Annotated in this window: 15 protein-coding genes; 10 read left to right on the top strand and 5 right to left on the bottom strand. The window is 69.1% G+C overall.

Annotated features, from left to right (window positions below):
- Positions 1–111: 111 nt before the first annotated feature.
- Complete coding sequence (locus ACNTAO_RS07670) at positions 112–753, bottom strand: bifunctional 4-hydroxy-2-oxoglutarate aldolase/2-dehydro-3-deoxy-phosphogluconate aldolase (protein WP_435161400.1); 642 nt, start codon at positions 751–753, stop codon at positions 112–114.
- Positions 754–926: 173 nt separating this feature from the next.
- Between ACNTAO_RS07670 and ACNTAO_RS07665 the strand changes: the two genes are divergently transcribed.
- The 5 genes from ACNTAO_RS07665 to rpsJ all read left to right on the top strand — a co-directional run bounded on the left by ACNTAO_RS07665 (position 927) and on the right by rpsJ (position 6,677).
- Positions 927–3,116, top strand: coding sequence for an elongation factor EF-2 (locus ACNTAO_RS07665; RefSeq protein ID WP_435161399.1), 2,190 nt, complete (start codon positions 927–929; stop codon positions 3,114–3,116).
- Positions 3,117–3,313: 197 nt separating this feature from the next.
- Positions 3,314–3,904 (top strand): amino acid-binding protein, encoded by a 591-nt coding sequence (locus ACNTAO_RS07660; protein WP_435161398.1) that lies wholly within the window; start codon positions 3,314–3,316, stop codon positions 3,902–3,904.
- On the top strand, positions 3,901–4,881 hold the full coding sequence (locus ACNTAO_RS07655) for a homoserine dehydrogenase (RefSeq protein WP_435161397.1): 981 nt from the start codon (positions 3,901–3,903) through the stop codon (positions 4,879–4,881). Before ACNTAO_RS07660 ends, ACNTAO_RS07655 begins: the two co-directional genes overlap by 4 nt.
- A gap of 218 nt (positions 4,882–5,099) precedes the next feature.
- Entirely contained in the window at positions 5,100–6,365 is a 1,266-nt protein-coding gene (tuf, locus tag ACNTAO_RS07650; RefSeq protein WP_435161396.1) for a translation elongation factor EF-1 subunit alpha, read from the top strand.
- A 3-nt stretch (positions 6,366–6,368) separates the two neighbouring features.
- On the top strand, positions 6,369–6,677 hold the full coding sequence (gene rpsJ, locus ACNTAO_RS07645) for a 30S ribosomal protein S10 (RefSeq protein ID WP_004048854.1): 309 nt from the start codon (positions 6,369–6,371) through the stop codon (positions 6,675–6,677).
- Between the two features lie 40 nt (positions 6,678–6,717).
- Here rpsJ and ACNTAO_RS07640 read toward each other — a convergent pair whose 3' ends face one another.
- Entirely contained in the window at positions 6,718–7,272 is a 555-nt protein-coding gene (locus tag ACNTAO_RS07640) for a rhomboid family intramembrane serine protease (protein ID WP_435161395.1), read from the bottom strand.
- Positions 7,273–7,390: 118 nt separating this feature from the next.
- On the opposite strand from ACNTAO_RS07640, the gene ACNTAO_RS07635 reads away from it, so the two are divergent.
- Genes ACNTAO_RS07635 through ACNTAO_RS07620 form a run of 4 tightly spaced genes read left to right on the top strand, consistent with a single transcriptional unit; the run spans position 7,391 to position 13,158 of the window.
- The gene (locus ACNTAO_RS07635; protein WP_435161394.1) at positions 7,391–8,527 is read left to right on the top strand and encodes a lysylphosphatidylglycerol synthase transmembrane domain-containing protein; all 1,137 of its coding nucleotides are present in this window, start codon (positions 7,391–7,393) and stop codon (positions 8,525–8,527) included.
- 24 nt (positions 8,528–8,551) lie between these two features.
- Positions 8,552–9,784: an alpha-1 4-glucan-protein synthase gene (locus tag ACNTAO_RS07630; protein ID WP_435161393.1), complete on the top strand. Its 1,233-nt coding sequence runs from the start codon at positions 8,552–8,554 to the stop codon at positions 9,782–9,784.
- Positions 9,785–9,822: 38 nt separating this feature from the next.
- The gene (locus tag ACNTAO_RS07625) at positions 9,823–10,953 is read left to right on the top strand and encodes an extracellular solute-binding protein (RefSeq protein WP_435161392.1); all 1,131 of its coding nucleotides are present in this window, start codon (positions 9,823–9,825) and stop codon (positions 10,951–10,953) included.
- Positions 10,954–10,974: 21 nt separating this feature from the next.
- Positions 10,975–13,158: an ArnT family glycosyltransferase gene (locus tag ACNTAO_RS07620; protein ID WP_435161391.1), complete on the top strand. Its 2,184-nt coding sequence runs from the start codon at positions 10,975–10,977 to the stop codon at positions 13,156–13,158.
- 30 nt (positions 13,159–13,188) lie between these two features.
- Here the strand turns inward: ACNTAO_RS07620 and ACNTAO_RS07615 are convergent, their stop codons facing one another.
- The 3 genes from ACNTAO_RS07615 to ACNTAO_RS07605 are packed head-to-tail and all read right to left on the bottom strand — an operon-like array spanning position 13,189 to position 16,223.
- A complete protein-coding gene (locus tag ACNTAO_RS07615) occupies positions 13,189–14,010 on the bottom strand; it encodes a dolichyl-phosphate hexose transferase (protein WP_496923240.1) in 822 nt (273 codons plus the stop codon).
- Positions 14,011–14,064: 54 nt separating this feature from the next.
- Positions 14,065–15,702 carry a GMC family oxidoreductase gene (locus ACNTAO_RS07610; RefSeq protein WP_435161390.1) on the bottom strand — a complete coding sequence of 546 codons (1,638 nt, stop codon included), beginning with the start codon at positions 15,700–15,702 and terminating at the stop codon, positions 14,065–14,067.
- Positions 15,699–16,223 carry a gluconate 2-dehydrogenase subunit 3 family protein gene (locus tag ACNTAO_RS07605; RefSeq protein WP_435161389.1) on the bottom strand — a complete coding sequence of 175 codons (525 nt, stop codon included), beginning with the start codon at positions 16,221–16,223 and terminating at the stop codon, positions 15,699–15,701. Before ACNTAO_RS07605 ends, ACNTAO_RS07610 begins: the two co-directional genes overlap by 4 nt.
- A gap of 108 nt (positions 16,224–16,331) precedes the next feature.
- On the opposite strand from ACNTAO_RS07605, the gene ACNTAO_RS07600 reads away from it, so the two are divergent.
- On the top strand, positions 16,332–17,942 hold the full coding sequence (locus ACNTAO_RS07600) for an ABC transporter permease (RefSeq protein ID WP_435161388.1): 1,611 nt from the start codon (positions 16,332–16,334) through the stop codon (positions 17,940–17,942).
- Positions 17,943–17,988: the final 46 nt, after the last annotated feature.

Raw genomic sequence — 17,988 nt, 5'->3', positions numbered from 1 at the left:
GCTTCGCGGCCCGCGAGGCGCGCGCCACCGTGGACTGGATGGGTTAGTTCGAATAGTGGACCGGCTCGAATACTAGACTAGCACAATTAGATTCGCCTGCGACTCGTCGGCTCAGCCCTCACTGCGAGCATCTTCTACGACTCGCGTGAACTCCCGGGCGGTCTCGGTGATGACCTCGTAGTCGCCGCGAGCGGCCGCCTCGTAGTCGACGAGTGCGCCCCCAGCACCGACCGCGAACGCGCCGGCCTCGACGTACTCTCCGGCGTTGGTAGGGCCCACGCCACCGGTCGGCATCAACGGGATTTGGCCGAGGGGGCCCTTCATCGCCGCGAGGTGGTCTGGTCCGACCGTCTTCGCGGGGAACACCTTCACGAAGTCGGCACCCGCCTCGTAGCCGCGGATCGCTTCGGTCGGCGTCATGACGCCGGGCGCACACACGACGCCGTATCGGTTACACGTCTCGATGACGTCTTCGTGAAGACTCGGCGAGACGACGAAGGCGGCACCGGCGGCGATCGTCGATCGGGCGGTCTCGGCGTCCAGCACCGTGCCCGTGCCGACGACGAGGTCGTCGAACGTGTCGGTGAGCGTGCCGATCAGGTCGGTGACGGCCGGCGTGTCGGCCGTGATCTCGACGACGTCGACGCCACCCGCCTGGAGCGCCTCGGCGATCCCGACGAGCTGGTCGGCGTCGACGCCGCGCAAGACGGCGACGACCCCGCCGTCGGCGATTCGCGAGAGCGTCTCGTTCATGTCTCGGCTGTCGCCGAGCGGTCACTTAAACCCGGGTGTCCGTCGTGGGCGTGTCGACGGCTCCGTATGGGACGGTTCCACAGGGGATCCCGCCGGATCGGCGGGCGTACGCCGTCTCACGGCCGAGACGAAACACTACCCTTTTGACCCTGCTGTCGGTACAAACCGGTATAATGGGCCGACGCAAAAAGATCGTACAAGAGTGTGAGCGGCTGATGGACAACCCGGAGTACATCCGGAACATCGCCATCGCCGCCCACGTCGATCACGGCAAGACGACCCTCTCGGACAACCTGCTCGCCGGCGCGGGGATGATCTCACAGGACACCGCGGGCGAGCAGCTCGCGATGGATACCAAAGAAGACGAACAAGAGCGCGGTATCACCATCGACGCGGCAAACGTGTCGATGACACACGAGTACGAGGAGACGAACCACCTCATCAACCTCATCGACACGCCCGGTCACGTCGACTTCGGCGGAGACGTCACCCGTGCGATGCGAGCGGTCGACGGGGCGCTCGTGGTCGTCGACGCCGTCGAGGGCGCGATGCCCCAGACCGAGACGGTGCTCCGACAGGCGCTCCGTGAGGGCGTGAAGCCGACGCTGTTCATCAACAAGGTCGACCGACTCATCTCCGAGCTCCAAGAGGGCCCCCAGGAGATGCAAGAACGGCTCCTCGCCGTCATCGCCGACGTCAACGAGCTCATCCGCGGGATGGCCGAGAACATGGACGACATTCCGAACGACTGGAGCGTCTCCGTCGAGGACGGCACCGTCGGATTCGGCTCCGCGCTGTACAAGTGGGGCGTCTCGCTCCCCTCGATGCAGCGCACCGGGATGGACTTCGGCGACATCATCGACCTCGAGCAGGCCGACAAGCGCGACGAGCTCCACGAGCGGACCCCGCTCTCGGACGTCGTGCTCGACATGGTGTGTGAACACTTCCCCAACCCGATCGATGCCCAGCCCCGCCGGGTGCCGCGTATCTGGCGCGGGGACGCGGACTCCGAGCTCGCAGAGGGGATGCAGCTGGTCGACGAGGACGGCGACGTCGTCTTCATGGTGACCGACATCTCGATGGATCCACACGCCGGCGAGATCGCTACCGGCCGCGTCTTCTCGGGAACGCTCGAGAAGGGCCAGGAACTGTACGTCTCCGGCACCGCGGGCACGAACCGGATCCAGAGCGTCGGGCTGTTCATGGGGTCCGAACGGGAGGAGGTCGAGCGCGTGCCGGCCGGGAACATCGCCTCCGTCACGGGCTTGCGCGACGCCATCGCCGGCTCGACGGTGTCGTCGATCGAGATGACGCCGTTCGAGTCGATAGAGCACATCTCCGAGCCGGTCATCACGAAGTCCGTCGAGGCCCAGAACATGGACGACCTGCCGAAGCTCATCGAGACGCTCCAGCAGGTCGCCAAAGAGGACCCGACGATCCAGATCGAGATCAACGAGGACACCGGCGAGCACCTCATCAGCGGCCAGGGTGAGCTCCACCTCGAGGTCATCACCCAGCGAATCCGCGACAACCAGGGCATTCCGGTCATCACCGGCGAACCGATCGTGGTCTACCGCGAGCAGCCGCAGGAGGCCTCCCGCGAGGTTGAGGGCGTCTCGCCGAACCGCCACAACAAGTTCTACCTCACAGTCGAGCCGATGGGTCAAGAGATCGTCGACGCCATCCAGCTCGGTGAGGTCTCGATGGACATGCCCGAACTCGAGCGCCGCGAGGCGCTCCAGGACGCCGGCATGGACAAAGACACCTCACAGAACGTCGAGGACATCCACCGGACGAACGTCCTCATCGACGACACGAAGGGTATCCAGCACCTCAACGAGACGATGGAGCTCGTTCTGGAAGGGCTCCAAGAGGCGCTCGACGACGGGCCGCTGGCCGCCGAGCCGGTCCAGGGCTCGTTGTTCCGACTCCACGACGCGAAGCTGCACGAGGACACGATCCACCGCGGTCCGGCACAGGTCATCCCTGCGGTCCGCGACGCGGTCCACCGGTCGCTCATCGACGGCGAGGTCCGTCTGCTTGAGCCGATCCAGGACGTCCGCATCGACGTGCCGTCCGAGCACATGGGCGCCGCCTCCGGTGAGATCCAGGGCCGCCGCGGCCGCGTCGACGACATGTACCAGGAGGGAGACCTCATGGTCGTCGAGGGGATCGCCCCGGTCGAAGAGATGATCGGGTTCTCCTCGGACATCCGCTCGGCGACCGAAGGGCGCGCCTCCTGGAACACGGAGAACGCCGGCTTCCGCGTGCTCGTCGACAACCTCCAGCGCGAGCAGATCATGGAGATCCGCGAGCGGAAGGGGATGAAGCTCGAACTGCCGTCGTCGGTCGACTACATCTGAGACGGCGGGCGTCGTCCACGTCGACCCACTCCACTTTGCGGGCCCATCGCCGAAGGCTTATATCCGCCCCGGCGACTCCGTACGCGTATGCAGACGGGCACGACTCCCGCTCGGCGCATCGGCACGGAACTACCCAGTCGCTCCGTGTCTGCCACACCGACGCGCTCGGCGGTCACCGCCGGCGCCGAGGTGATCGCGTGAGCGACCGTCGCGACGGCGCCCCTGCGGAGCCGACCGACGACGCCGACCCTGCGGTCGACGGCGGCCACGAGCCGGGGTCGTCGACGCACACGGTTCGACTCGAACTCGACGACGAGCCGGGCCAGCTCCTCGCGGCGCTCCAGCCGATCGCGTCGAACGGCGGCAACCTGCTCTCGATCTATCACGAGCGGGGGAACAAGACGCCGCGCGGGCGGATCCCCGTGGAGGTCGACTTCGAGGCGACGCCCGACCACTTCGAGGCCATCGTCGACGCGTTCCACGACGAGGGCGTCACCGTGATCCAGGCGGGAACCGAGCGATACGCAGAAGAACTCACGCTGTTGTTGTACGGACACCTCATCGACACCGACCTCTCGGACACGCTCTCGCGGATCGAGGCGTCGGCGTCGACGTCGGTGGCCGACGTGTCGCTCGCGGCACCGCGGGGGACCGAAGACGCCTCGAGTGCACGGCTTCGACTCGAGGCACGCGCGGGCGAGACGGCAACGGCGCTCGACGCGGTTCGAGACATCGCCGCCGAGAAGGGGCTCCGTGTCGTCGCGCCGCTCGTGGGGGTGGAGGCGTGAGACTCGCCGTCGTCGGGGCGGGTGCGGTGGGTCGGTCGGTCGTCGAGTTGGCGGGCGAGCACGGTCACGACGTCGTCGCCGTCGCCGACTCCTCGAGCGGTGTCGTCGCGGACGGAGCCGACTCGGGTGGGGTCGACGCCGAGGCGGTCGTGACGCGGAAGGCGGAGGCGGACATCGTCGGCGACGACGACCCGGCAGACGTGCTCGCGGCCGACTACGACGTCCTCGTCGAGGCGACGCCGACGACGCTCGGCGACGCAGAGCCGGGGTTCTCACACGTGCGGACCGCACTGGAGCGGGACCGACACGTCGTGTCGGCGAACAAAGGGCCGGTCGCCGAGCGGTACGGTGACCTCCAGGCGCTCGTCGCCGACAGCGCCGGAGACCTCCGGTTCGAGGCGACCGTCGGCGGGGCGATCCCGGCGGTGTCGACCGTCGAGGACATCGAGCCGAGCCACGTCACGGCCGTTCGCGGGGTGCTCAACGGGACTGCGAACTTCATCCTCACCCGGATGGCGGCCGAGGGGCTCGACTACGACCACGTGCTCGCGGAGGCCCAAGACCTCGGCGTCGCGGAGGCGGATCCCTCCTTCGATGTTGAGGGAACTGATGCCGCACTGAAGTGTGTGATCCTCGCGAACGTGCTCTCGTTCGGCGGGGCCGACGATCCGGCCGACGCCCGAGAGTTTACGCTCGCGGACGCGTCGGTCGAGGGCATTCGTGACGTGCCGGGCTCTGCGCTCCGGCTCGCGGCCGAGGACGGCCGGACCGTCCGGCTCATCGGCGAGGCGACCGGCGAGACGGTACGGGTCGCCCCCCGGCTCGTCCCCGAAAACGGGACGCTCGCCGTCTCGGGCACACAGAACATCGTGCAGATCGAGACCACCCACGCGGGACGGCTCAACATCTCCGGGCGCGGTGCCGGCGGCCCGGAGACGGCGAGTGCGATCCTCGGTGACGTCGGCCGTCTCGGGTGAGACGGCCTCGCTCGGGCGGGCACGCGGCTCCGGAGTGTCGTCGTCGCGAGGGGTGTCCACGGCCGGCGTGGTGTCCGAGTCCGTGCACCGTGCTCTCGTGGACCGACGTGACGGATATCACGGGACGGCGGCGCCATCGCCTGTACGGCGTATCGAAACCGTTTTAGTGGAATCTACCGAAAACGTACTCACAGAGCGCCTTAGCGCGTGATTACCCCATGAGTGACAAACCGCACCAGAATCTGGCCATCATCGGCCACGTCGACCACGGCAAGAGCACGCTCGTGGGTCGACTCCTCTTCGAGACGGGGAGCGTCCCCGAGCACGTAATCGAGCAGCACCGCGAGGAAGCAGAAGAAAAGGGCAAAGGCGGCTTCGAGTTCGCCTACGTGATGGACAACCTCGCCGAAGAGCGCGAGCGTGGTGTCACGATCGACATCGCCCACCAGGAGTTCGACACGGACAACTACTACTTCACCATCGTCGACTGCCCGGGCCACCGTGACTTCGTGAAGAACATGATCACGGGCGCCTCCCAGGCGGACAACGCGGTGCTCGTCGTCGCCGCAGACGACGGCGTCGCCCCACAGACCCGCGAGCACGTCTTCCTGGCACGTACCCTCGGCATCAACGAGCTCATCATCGGCGTCAACAAGATGGACCTCGTCGACTACGAGGAGTCCGCCTACGACGACGTCGTCGAGGAGGTCAAAGGCCTCCTCAACCAGGTTCGGTTCGCGACCGACGACACCACGTTCGTGCCGATCTCGGCGTTCGAAGGCGACAACATCGCCGAGGAGTCCGAGAACACCTCGTGGTACGACGGGCCGACCCTGCTCGACTCGCTCAACGACCTGCCGGAGTCCGAGCCGCCGACGGACGCGCCGCTCCGCCTCCCGATCCAGGACGTCTACACCATCTCCGGTATCGGCACCGTCCCCGTCGGACGCGTCGAGACGGGGATGCTCCGGACCGGCGACAACGTCTCGTTCCAGCCCTCCGACGTGGGCGGCGAGGTGAAGACGGTCGAGATGCACCACGAGGAGGTCCCAGAGGCGGGCCCCGGCGACAACGTCGGGTTCAACGTCCGTGGTCTCGGCAAGGACGACATCCGCCGCGGCGACGTCTGTGGCCCGGCTGACGACCCGCCGAGCGTCGCAGAGACGTTCCAGGCGCAGATCGTCGTCATGCAGCACCCCAGCGTGATCACCGCCGGGTACACCCCGGTGTTCCACGCGCACACGGCCCAGGTCGCGTGTACGATCGAGTCGATCGACCAGAAGATCGACCCGGCCTCCGGTGAGGTCGCCGAGGAGAACCCGGACTTCATCAAGTCCGGCGACGCCGCGGTCGTCACTGTTCGCCCGCAGAAGCCGCTCAGTATCGAGCCGTCGGGCGACATTCCGGAGCTCGGCAGCTTCGCCATCCGCGACATGGGTCAGACCATCGCGGCCGGGAAAGTGCTCTCCGTCGACGAGCGATAATCGATGCAGCAGGCACGCGTCCGCCTCGCCGGTACCAGCCCCGAGGACCTCGACGACATCTGCGACGATGTCCGCGAGATCGCGGACTCGACGGGGGTCGCCCTGTCTGGTCCGATCCCGCTACCGACGAAGACGCTCGAGATCCCGTCGCGTAAGTCTCCGGACGGTGAGGGGACGGCGACGTGGGAGCACTGGGAGATGCGCGTTCACAAGCGGCTGATCGACATCGACGCAGACGAGCGCGCGCTCCGGCAGCTCATGCGCGTCCAGGTGCCGAACGACGTCAGCATCGAGATCGTTCTCGAAGACTAAGCGCTGAGGCGCACTCGCGCCACGCTCTCGTTTTCGTCCGTCACCGTACGTCGAGCACCCGCGCTCGCCCCGCGAGCAGCCCGCACGTCGCACCCGTCGCGTGTGCGACGAGCGCCACGCCGGGCGCTGCGGTGAGGAGGGTCCCGAGCACGGCGACGCCGACGAAGAGTCCCAACTGCGTCCGTGGTGAGAGCCGGCCCACAGCCGTGTCGGCGACCTTGTTGCCGGTCAGCACGTACCCACCGAGTGCGAACACCGCGCCGCTCAGGCCGAGCACCGCTGCCCCGGGGCCGACCAGGCCACTCGCGACCACCTGTCCGACGCCGGCGAGCCCGCCGGTCGCGACGACGAAGGCGTGGAACCGGAGACGGGTCGTTCGTCGCTCCACGAGGGGACCGACGAGTCCGAGCGCGAGCGCGTTTGCGAGCAGGTGGCCGACGGAGGCGTGTGCGTACACGCTCGTGACGAGCGTCCACGGGGCGGCGTCGAACGGCGCCGACAGCGCGAAGCGACGGCCGAGACCGACGGCGCCGGCTGCCGCCTGTGCGAGCCCGACCAGACAGGCGAGCCCGAGCGTCTCGAGTGTGGCGCGCATGCCCGTACGGACGTGACTCGATCACTTATCAGCACCGCGTGAGACGGTGTGTCGCCCGGATCGGTGGGCCGGTCGCGACCGCCACGCTTATATTATTTAGGTCGGCCTAAACTAACGTATGGCCCGCGAAGCAGAGCCGGACGGAGAGGCGTCGGCGATGAGCGGCCGGGCGCGTCTCCGTATGGTGGTCACCGACGGTCGGCTCGCCGCCGTCGGGACGCTCGTGCTCCTCGCCGGCGGGGCCGTCGTGGCGGTACGGACGCTCGACGTCGGGCGGGCAGTCGACGCGGTCGTCCGCGCCGACCGGTGGCTGCTCGCGGCCGCGGTCGGTCTCTACGCGGCGTCGTGGCCGCTTCGCGGCCGCCGGTTCGGTGACGTGCTCGCCGCGATGGGCGAGCGACACGGGTGGCGGTTTCTCACCGCGCTCGTCTTCGTGAGCCAGACCGCGAACCTCGCGGTCCCTGCCCGGGCCGGAGACGGCCTCCGCGCGTACCTCCTCAAGCGCCAGCGTGCGGTCGAGTACGCGACCGGCGGCGCGGCGCTGGCCGTCGAGCGGGTGTTCGACGTGCTCGCGCTCGCGGTCCTCGGCGGTGCCGGGCTCGCGGTGCTCGTCGCTGGCGGCCGGTCGTCGGAGGTGGTCGGCGCCCGCAGCACGCTCGTGGCTGCGGGCGGGCTCGGTGTCGGGGTCGTACTCCTGGCAGGGGTGACGACGTCGCTCGCCCGGGCGGACCGCCGCTACGCACCGGCGGTCCGGGCGTGGGTCGCCCGACTGGGACTCGCTTCGACTACTGGCGTCTCACGGCTCGTTGAGGGCGCACTCCGGTTCGGGACGGGGGTCCGCGACGTCGCGTCACGTCCCCGGCAGATCGCGCTCGTCGGCGGTTCGAGCCTCGCGATCTGGGCGCTCGACGTCGCGACCGCGGTGGTCGTCCTCGCCGCGCTCGCCGAGGCGACCGGCGGCAGCCTCACGCCAGGTGCGCTCGCCGCCGTCGGCACGCTCGCGGTCAGTGCCGGGAACCTCGCGAAGGTGGTGCCGCTCTCACAGGGCGGCGTCGGACTCTACGAGGCGGCGTTCGCAGGGATCGTCGCGGCCGCGACGCCCGTTCCGCTCACGGTTGCGGTCGCCGCCGCGGTCGTGGATCACGCCCTGAAGAACGCCGTCACGCTCGTCGGCGGCGGGATCGCCGCGGCGGGGCTCGACGTCTCGCTCTCCTCGCCGCGCGAGGAGTCGGCGGACCGACCGTCAAAGTTTTAGGCCAGCCTAAAAAATAACGGAGCGATGGTCACCTCACCCGCCAACCCGACCGACGGGGACATCTGCGTGATCGTGCCGACGATCCGCGAGTACGACTGCGTCCGCGCGTACGTCGAGAACGCCCGTGCTCACGACTTCGACGTCTCTCGGCTCCACTTCGTGCTCGTGACCGAAGACTTCTGTGAGACCGAGGCGATGGCCGACATGCTGGCGGACCTCAACGTCGCCGGCGAGGTGTTCGATGGGACCCGCCGGGAGGCGTGGTACGACCACCACGGCGTCGCAGCGCACGGCGAGTTGGTCCCAGCCGCCAGCCACGCCGAGACCAGCTTCGGGCTGTTGTACATGTGGGCCGACCCGACGTTCGAGTACGGCGTGTTCATCGACGACGACACGCTGCCACACGAGGACGCCGACTACTTCGGTCGGCACCTACAAAACCTCGCGTTCGCCGGCGACGTCGAACGCGTTCGCTCCGACACCCAGTGGGTGAACGTGCTCTACCAGCGCGCCGACGAACACGGCCTCTACCCGCGCGGATACCCCTACGCGGCGATGGACGAGACGGTCGAAACTGACACCGCCACACTCGATGGCGGGAGTGTCGTCGCCTCACAGGGGTTGTGGACGAACGTCCCCGACCTCGACGCCGTTCGGATCCTGATGGACGGCGACCTCGAGGGACAGGCGCAGACCCGAACAACGGCGGCCGACTTCGAGCGCGACTTCGTCGCTGCACCCGGCCACTACCTCACGGTGTGTTCGATGAACCTCGCGTTCCGCCGCGAGGTCGTTCCGGCGTTCTACCAGCTGCCGATGGACGACAACGAGTGGGAGGTGGGTCGGTTCGACGACATCTGGAGCGGGGTGTTCTTGAAGCGTGCCTGTGACGTGCTCGGGACCCAGATCTACTCGGGAGGCCCGCTCTGTGAACACAACAAGGCCCCGCGGTCGACGTTCGACGACCTCCACAACGAGGTCGCCGGTCTCGAGCTGAACGAACACCTCTGGGAGCTCGTCGACGACGTGGAGCCCACAGACGTCGACGCCGATCTCACGGACTGCGCCGAACCGGGCGACCGTCCGGACGCCGCCGACTACGCCGCCGTCTACGCGGCGATGGCCGACCGGCTCGCCGACGGCACGTTCGAGTCGTACCGAAACGGGGCGTTCTTGACCTACGTCGGCGAACACATGCGCGAGTGGCTCGACTGTCTCGACGCGATTCGCCGGACGCCGGCGGTCGCGGACGACTGAACCGACACGACTAAGTTATTTTAGGCTAGCCTAAAAACATGACTCATCACGACACAGACGGACGCGACGTTGCTCGACGACGGTTCCTGGCGGCCACGGGGGCGCTCGGCGTCGCCGGACTCGCCGGGTGTGCCGGCGAGAGCGAGGACGCAGACGAGACGACGACCTCGTCGATCGGCCAGATCGGCTCGGGCCGGGCCGGCCGCGACGCCCCCGGCGGCACGTCGATCGCGGAGATGCCCGACCTCGCCGGAGAGCTCACGGTGTACTCCGGTCGCGGAGAGTTCCTCGTCGGCGAACTCGTCGAGTACATCGACGAGCAGTACGACGACTTTTCGTTGACGGTTCGGTACGCCGGCTCGACCGACCTGGTCAATCAGATCGTCAACGAGGGCGACGGATCGCCCGCGGACGTGTTCTACTCGGTCAACGCCGGCGCGCTCGGCGCGCTCGCCGATGCCGGGCGTACGCGGTCGCTCCCGACGTCGCTCACCGACCTGGTTCGCGGCGAGTTTCACACCGACCAGTGGATCGGTACCTCCGGTCGCGCCCGGACGGTTCCGTACAACACCGAGACCCTCGACGAGAGCGACGTTCCGGCGGACGTGATGGCGTTCCCGACCGAGTTCGACGGCGACCTCGGCTGGGCGCCGTCGTACGGCTCCTGTCAGGCGTTCGTCACCGCCATGCGGCTCATCGAGGGCGAAGACGCCACCCGCGAGTGGGTCGAGTCGGTCGTCGACGGCGGGATCACGGCGTACGCGGACGAGTTCGCGGCGTGTCAGGCGGTCGCCGACGGCGAGATCGACGCGGCGTTCGCGAACCACTACTACATCCAGCGCGTCCTCGACGGCTCGCCCGACGCCTCGATCGCGGCCGCGTTCACCCGCGGTGACGCCGGTGCGATGTTCAACGTCGCCGGCGCTGCCGTCGTCGACACCGCGGCCGACGCGACGCTCGCGGAGAACTTCGTGCGTCACCTGCTCTCGGCCGAGGCGCAAGACTACTTCGCGCGGACCACCTTCGAGTACCCGCTCATCCCGGACGTCGAGCCGATCGGCGACCTCCCCACCATCGACGAGCTCGACGTTCCCGACGTCGACCTCGCCGCGCTCTCGGACCTCGAGCCCACGATCGACCTCATGCGTGACGCCGGCGCCGAGGTGTAGCTGCGGCCACGACGCCCCGCCGTGTCATCCCCGCTCGACGTTCGTCGGATCAGCCGGGTCGTGAGCCGGGGGCGTGCGCGACTCGCCGCGACCGATCGGATCACCCTCGGGGCCGCGGTCGTCTCACTGCTCACCGCGACGACCACCTTCGTCGTCGCGTCTGTGGTCTTTACACACCACTCCGTCAACCACGACGAGGCGGTGTACCTCACGCAGGCCGCGATGCTGCTCTCGGGACGCCTGGAGCTCGTCGCTGGCGGGCTCGCCGAGGCGTTCCGCCCGTGGTTCTTCGTGCAGGACGGCGGCCGGCTCTACCCGAAGTACACCCCGGTGCCGGCGGCGATGTACGCGATCTCGATGGCGCTCGTCGGGGAGCCGCGCGTCACCCTCGCCGTCGTGGCGGGCGCCAGCGCTGCGCTCGTCTACGCGCTCGGTGGACTCACCTTCGACCGGCGAGTCGGCCTGGTGGCGGCGATCCTGTTCGCGGCCTCGCCGCTCGCGCTCGTGACGGGCGCGACGTTTCTCCCGTACGCGCCGACGACGGCCCTGAACCTCACCTTCGCGGTCGCGTACCTCCGCGGCGTCCGCGACGGGTCACGCCGGATGGCCGGGATCGCTGGCGTCGCGATCGGGCTCGCCTTCTTTGCGCGCCCGTACACCGCGGTGTTGTTTGCGGCCCCGTTCATCCTCCACGCGCTCGTTCGAGTCGGCTCGGCGCTTCGCGAACGCGGGATCCGTCCCCTCCCGGGCCCCGTCCGTCGGCACGGCCTCACGGCGCTCTTCGGTATGCTTTTGGTCGGTATTACGCTCGCGTACAACTTCCGGTTGACCGGGTCCCCGCTGACGTTTCCCTACCAGGCGTTCGCGCCGATGGACGGTCCGGGCTTCGGCGAGCGGCAGATCCTCGGACACCGCGAGACGTACACGCCGGCGCTCGCGCTTCGCTCGAACGCGTACGGCGTCTGGTTTCTGCTCACCCGCTGGGTCGCCGCCGGGCCGTTCGGGACCCTCCTCGCGGTCGTCGGTGGTGGGCTGGCGGTTCGCCGGTGGGTCGGCGGTGGACGGCCCGCCGGTGATACCGCGCGAATCGGCGGTCTCTTACTCGCCGGTGTCGCCGGATCGGTCGTCGTCGGCAACCTGTTCTTCTGGGGCACGCACAACCTCCTCGCGACGCTCTCGGACCCGACCGACGGTCTCGTCGCCTCGCTCGGGCCGTTCTACCACTTCGACCTGCTCGTGCCGATCGCCGTCTTCGGCGGGGTCGCCGTCGTCGCCGGCTGGGAGACGCGCGACGCGGCCCGGCATCGACTCGGCGCGGTCGTCTCACCGCGGCGTGCTCGCGCCATCGTCTCGGTGGGGCTCGCGGCCGCGGTGCTTGTCGGGGTCGTCGCCGGAGCCGCGGTCGTCTCGACCCCTCTCGAGCGCAACGCGGCCCAGACGGCGAAGTACGAGGCGGCCTACGAGCCGTTCGCGTCGACCGACCTCTCGGACGCGCTCGTGTTCTTGCCGACCCCGTACGGCCCCTGGCAGCACCACCCCTTTCAGTCGCTGCGTAACGAGCCCGACCTCGCAGGCGAGGTGGTGTACGCGCTCGACCGGGGTCCGACGGGCGACTTCGCCGTGCTCGAGGCGTACCCGAACCGGACCGCGTATCGGTACACCTACCGCGGGGAGTGGGTCCCCGACCCGACCCGCCACGTCGAGCCGGCGCTGGAGCCGCTCGCGGTCCACACGGGCGACCGACTCGAAGCGACCACGACCGTCGGCGTTCCTGCCCGCGTCGATCGCGCTCGGGTTCGGCTCGAAACCACCGACGGCGACGAGTCGACACGGTACACCGTGTCGTCGCCGAACGAGACGGTCACGGTCGACTGGGTGCTCGACGGCGACACGGCCCGACTGAGCGACGACCCGACCACGACGGGGGTGAACGACGCACCGCTCGGGGTCGTCCCGCTCGAGGAGACGGACCGTCTCGTGGTGACGGTGACGCTCGTCCAGCCGGACGGCTCGACGCTAACGTACAGACAAGAGGCGACGGTCCGCACCGACGGCGACCGCGTCTCGGTCGTCTGGCCGCCGGAGCGATCGGTGTGTCGGCTCGTCACCGACTGCGGGACCGAGGGAACGTACCTCCCAGACGACCCGGATGCGCACCCGCCGTGGGTCGTCTTCGAGACGCGGGTCACCGCTGCGGACAGCTGAGCTGGGGACGCACGCGAGTCGTTCGACCGCTCAACGGAATCGTTCTTCGAGACAGACCCGCAGGATCGACGTCGCGATCGCGGCCCCGCCTTCGATCGGGTCGAGTTTCGTCTCGCCGAGCCGCTCGGCGTACTCGATCGGCCGCTCGCGGACGTCGTAGCCGCGCATCAGCGGCCGGATGAGCAGCTCAGCGGAGAGGCCGGTGTTCTCGGTCCACTCGATCGACTCGACCACCTCGCGGCGGTACGCGCGCATCCCGGTGGTGGTGTCGTGGACGCGCTCGCCCATCAGCAGCGACGCGACCGCGGCAAACGCGTGGTTCCCGAGCCGGTTGAACGCCGGCATCGTCTCCGCGCCGTAGTAGAGCCGGTCACCGCTGACGACGTCGGCGCCCGCGTTGACCGCCTCGAGGAACGCGGGCAGCGCCTCCATCGGGTACGTGTCGTCGCAGTCGGTAGTGACGACCACCGGCCGGTCGGGCGCGAGGATCGCCTCGCGGACGGCGACGCCGTACCCCTGCGGCTCCTGTTCGATCACGCGTGCGCCGTGTTCGCGGGCTATCTCTGGGGTTCGGTCCGACGACCCGTCGACGCAGACCACCTCGGCGCGCCCGTCGGTGACCGCGTCGACGTCCGCGAGGACGGTCGCGATCGCCGCCTCCTCGTTGTACGTGCCCATCACGACGCTCACGTCGTCGAACGTGTAGTCGCCGTCGTCGGTCGACGTCTCGGGTGTCGTGGTTACGCTCCTCGCGTCGGTGTCGGTCGCGTCGGTATCACTGCCCGCGTCTGTCGTTGTCGCGTCCGTGATCGACGAGTCCGCCGTGCCGTCCGTGGCAGGTGCATCACTCATGCCGCGGGAGTTGTGCCGCACCCACTTGAGCGTTTAGGTCGGCCTAAAACAGTGTCAGTACGCCGACTCGACGTGGTCGGCGACGCGAAGCGCGAGCGCGGCGATCGTCAGCGTGGGATTCATCGCGCCGCCGGTTGGGAAGACGCTGCTCGAGGCGATCCAGCAGTTGTCGAGGTCGTGGGTGCGACAGTCGGCGTCGACGACACCCGCCCTGGGATCGGCGCTCATCCGTGTCGTTCCCATGTGGTGATACGCGGGGCCGGTCGCGTCGGGGCCGGCGACCCACTCGATCTCAGCGCCGAGCTCCTCGAGGATCGCGCGTTGTATCTCGTTCGCCCGCGCTATCGTCCGCAGCGCCCGGTCGCCGACCCGCCAGTGGACGTCCGGAACCGGGTTCCCGCGGTCGTCGGTCCGCTCCGGGTGGAGCCGAATGCGACTTTCTTCCTGCGGGAGCTGTTCGACGAGCCCGCCGACGGCGACGTGGCCGCCGTACGCCGTCTGGAGTCGCTCGAGTAAGGCGTCTCCCCAGTCGTCGCCCGTCAGCGCCATGCCGACCGGCGTGGGACCGGCGTAGTTGAAGAACTCCAGTTTGAACGGGGCGTACTGCTCGTCGGCCTCGTCGTAGAACTGGTCACACCCGCTCGTGTAGAAGCCGACGTGGTGTTGTCTCGTCGGCTCCTCGAGTACCCCGCCAACGCCCGCAAAGAGGTGGTCGGTGAAGAACGCGCCCACGTGCCCGCTGCTGTTCGCGAGGCCGTCCGGGTACGCCTCGGAAGCAGACAACAACAACAGCCTCGGCGTCTCGACCCCACCGCCGGCGAGGACGAAGGCGTCGGCCGCCTGCCGGTGGGTCTCGCCGTCCGGCGTCGTGTACACCGCGGCGGTGACGCGGTCGGACTCGTGGGCGAGTCGCTCGACCGGTGCCCGGCCGATCACCGTCGCTCCTGCCGCTTCGGCCCGCTCGACGTGGACGGTCGCGTCGTACTTCGCCCCGCTTGGACACACCGGCTGACACGTCCCGTAGCCGACACAGGGCGAGCGATCCCCGTACGGCTCGGAGTTGCGCGCGTTCGGCACCGAGTGCATGTCGAGTCCGAGCGACGCACACGCCTCCGCGAACAGCGAGTCGCTGTAGGAGGGCTCGAACGCCGGCATGGGGTGTGGGTCTGCTCGCGGCGGTGCGTACGGGTTGTCCGACGCGCCGGCGACGCCGAGTTCCCGCTCTGCCTCCCGATAGTACGGCTGGAGGTCGGCGTACGCGATCGGCCAGTCCGGGCCGACGCCCCGGGTCGTCCCCGAGGCGAAGTCGTCCTCGTGGAGCCGCATCACCATCCCCTGCCAGTGGAGCGTGGAGCCGCCGACTCCTTTCACCCGCGCGTGGTTCAGCGGGTAGAAGCGCTCGCCGGAGTTCGTGTGAGCGTCTCGGTCGCCACCGACGTCCCACACGTCCGGTCGGTCGAACGCCGGGCGGAGTGCGCGCTCCTGCCGGTCGACCCGGCTCGCCGAGTCGAACCGTGGGCCCGCCTCCAACACCACCACCTCGTGGTCGTCGGCGAGCCGATCGGCGACGAGTGCGCCGGCCGGCCCCGCCCCCACCACACAGACGTCGGCTCCGGAGACGGGTGTGCGGTCGCGGCCGGTGCCGCCTGTCGCGTCCGCCTGCGTCGTCCGCGTCGACCCCGTGCGGCTCACTGCGGCCCTCGCGCGTAGCTCGTGATCCCGCCCGGGTGCCCACGAGGGTTCTCGAGGCCGACCAGTTCGCTCCCGGTCGGTGAGGCGTACAGCGCGAGCAGGAGGTCGTTCACCACGTAGTACCGCACGCGTTCGGCGGTCGTGCCGTCGGGGTCCTCCTCGGCGGTGTCGGCGCCGACCTCGCGGAGGAGCGAGTCGCGGTCCGCGGCCGGAAGCGCCGCGACCGAGTCCCCGTACCACGCCTCGGCCAGCTTCTCGAGCTCGGCGACCGTCTGCCGCAGCGCGAGGGCGTGGTGGCCGCCGTCGAGTCGACCGTCGAGATAGCGCTCGAGGAATGTGTCGATTCCCGAGAGCTCGTCGGGGTACACGACCGTCGCAACCGCCCGCATCGTGGTCCGAACCGTCTCGTCGTCGGCGTTCCCCGCGGCGTGGTCGATCGCCCGCTCTCCGGCGAGGACCGCGGCGCCGGTCGCCCCGACGGCCGCCAGCGCGGCCACGGCGTCGCGTCTCGTCAGCTCCATGCAGCGGTTTAGGCTCGCCTAAATACTTGTACCCATCGGAGTCGGCGGGGTGCGGATCGGAACGCCTAATCCCCGACCCGCCCTCACCTCTCGGTAGACCCGTCGACCATGGGAACGAGAGATCAGATCGCCGCGCGTCTCTTCGGCGACGAACGACCGCCGCCGGGGTTGACGCTGCTCTCCGCGGCGATTGCGGCGACGCTCGCCATTCCGGTCGTCTGGCTCGTGTTCGAGGCGCTCACCGTCGAGCCGACTCGGGCCCGAGAGCTATTGTTCAGCCGAGGGACCGTCGAGGTCGTGATCAACAGCCTGCTGTTGATGACCGGCGTCACCGGGGGGTCGATCCTGCTTGGCGTCCCGCTGGCGTACCTCACCGTCCGCACCGACCTCCCCTTCCGACGATTCTTTGCGATCGCGGTCTCGCTCCCGCTCGTCATCCCCAGCTACGTCGGAGCGTTCGCGTTCGTCTCCGCGTTCGGCCCTCGCGGCGAATTCCACGACGTCCTCGCCCCGCTCGGCATCGAGCGGCTCCCGGACGTGTACGGGCTTCCCGGGGCGGTGTTCGTGATCACGTTGTACACCTACCCGTACGTCTTTTTGACCACCCGGGCAGCGTTGCGGTCGTTCGATACGACCCTCATCGAGGCGGCTCGCACGCTCAACCACGGCCGGATCGCCGCCTTCCGCCGGGTGACGCTCCCGGTGATCCGACCGGCCGTCGCCGCCGGCGCCCTCCTCACCGCGCTGTACGCGGTCTCAGACTTCGGCACCCCGGCGATCATGCGGCTGCCCGTCTTCACCCGACAGATCTACGTCGAGTACAACGCGTTCGGCCGCGACTACGCCGCGCTGCTCTCGTTACAGCTGCTCGCGGTGGTGTTGCTCGTGCTCGCGTTGGAGTGGCTCGTCCGCGCCGACCGAACCACCGCCGGTGACGACGCCGGCCAGACCGACGAGCGCATTCGACTCGGTCGCTGGCGCTGGGTGGCGACGCTCGTGCCGGCGACCGTCGTCGGCTTCGCGCTCGCCGTCCCGCTGTGGATCCTCTCTCTGTGGCTGGTTCGCGCGGAGGCCGGCCGTCGCCCCTCGATGGCGTTCGAGTGGGTCCAGGTGCTCAACTCGGTGTCCGTCGCGGCCGCGGCCGCCGTCGTCGCCGCGCTCGCTGCGATCCCAATCGCCTACTTCGCTGCGACCTCCGACTCGCCGCTCTCGACGTTGTTCGAGCGTGCGACGTACGTCGGGTTCGCGGTGCCCGGTATCGTATTGGCGCTGGCACTCGTCTCGTTCGGCACCGGATACCTCCCCTGGATCTACCAGACGCTCCCGCTTTTGGTGTTCGCGTACGTCGTTCGATTCCTCCCGCAGGCGGTCGGCTCCTCGCGGGCGTCGATCCTCGGGGTCGACCCGCGGCTCGTCGAGGCGAGTCGCGCGCTCGGTGAGTCGTCACTCGGCTCGTTCCGGCGGGTGACGTTCCCGCTCACCCGCTCCGGGATCGTCGCCGGTGCCGCCCTCGTCTTCTTGACGACGATGAAAGAGCTCCCCGTCACGCTCGTCCTCCGGCCGTCCGGCTTCGAGACGATCGTCACACAGATCTGGCGCGCTCAGGCGACCGCGCTCTACCAGTACGCGGTCGTCCCGACGTTGTTGTTGCTCGTCATCTCCGGACTCTCGATGGTCGTCATTCTCGCCGGCGAGAGCGCCGAGGGCGGCGGGCTGTGAGCCACCCGTCGTCGACGCACCGCACGGAGCGTTTCCACACGTACTT

This window comes from Halorubrum zhoui (genome assembly GCF_051194155.1).
Classification (GTDB): Archaea; Halobacteriota; Halobacteria; order Halobacteriales; family Haloferacaceae; genus Halorubrum.
Note: the sequence above shows the minus strand (reverse complement) of the source record. Positions and strands in the feature narration are given on the sequence as shown.

Coding starts and splice junctions, on each gene's coding strand:
- ACNTAO_RS07670 (WP_435161400.1), bottom strand. CDS start 753: ATGAACGAGACGCTCTCGCGAATCGCCGACGGCGGGGTCGTCGCCGTC.
- ACNTAO_RS07665 (WP_435161399.1), top strand. CDS start 927: ATGGGCCGACGCAAAAAGATCGTACAAGAGTGTGAGCGGCTGATGGAC.
- tuf (WP_435161396.1), top strand. CDS start 5,100: ATGAGTGACAAACCGCACCAGAATCTGGCCATCATCGGCCACGTCGAC.
- rpsJ (WP_004048854.1), top strand. CDS start 6,369: ATGCAGCAGGCACGCGTCCGCCTCGCCGGTACCAGCCCCGAGGACCTC.
- ACNTAO_RS07640 (WP_435161395.1), bottom strand. CDS start 7,272: ATGCGCGCCACACTCGAGACGCTCGGGCTCGCCTGTCTGGTCGGGCTC.
- ACNTAO_RS07635 (WP_435161394.1), top strand. CDS start 7,391: ATGGCCCGCGAAGCAGAGCCGGACGGAGAGGCGTCGGCGATGAGCGGC.
- ACNTAO_RS07630 (WP_435161393.1), top strand. CDS start 8,552: ATGGTCACCTCACCCGCCAACCCGACCGACGGGGACATCTGCGTGATC.
- ACNTAO_RS07625 (WP_435161392.1), top strand. CDS start 9,823: ATGACTCATCACGACACAGACGGACGCGACGTTGCTCGACGACGGTTC.
- ACNTAO_RS07615 (WP_496923240.1), bottom strand. CDS start 14,010: ATGAGTGATGCACCTGCCACGGACGGCACGGCGGACTCGTCGATCACG.
- ACNTAO_RS07605 (WP_435161389.1), bottom strand. CDS start 16,223: ATGGAGCTGACGAGACGCGACGCCGTGGCCGCGCTGGCGGCCGTCGGG.
- ACNTAO_RS07600 (WP_435161388.1), top strand. CDS start 16,332: ATGGGAACGAGAGATCAGATCGCCGCGCGTCTCTTCGGCGACGAACGA.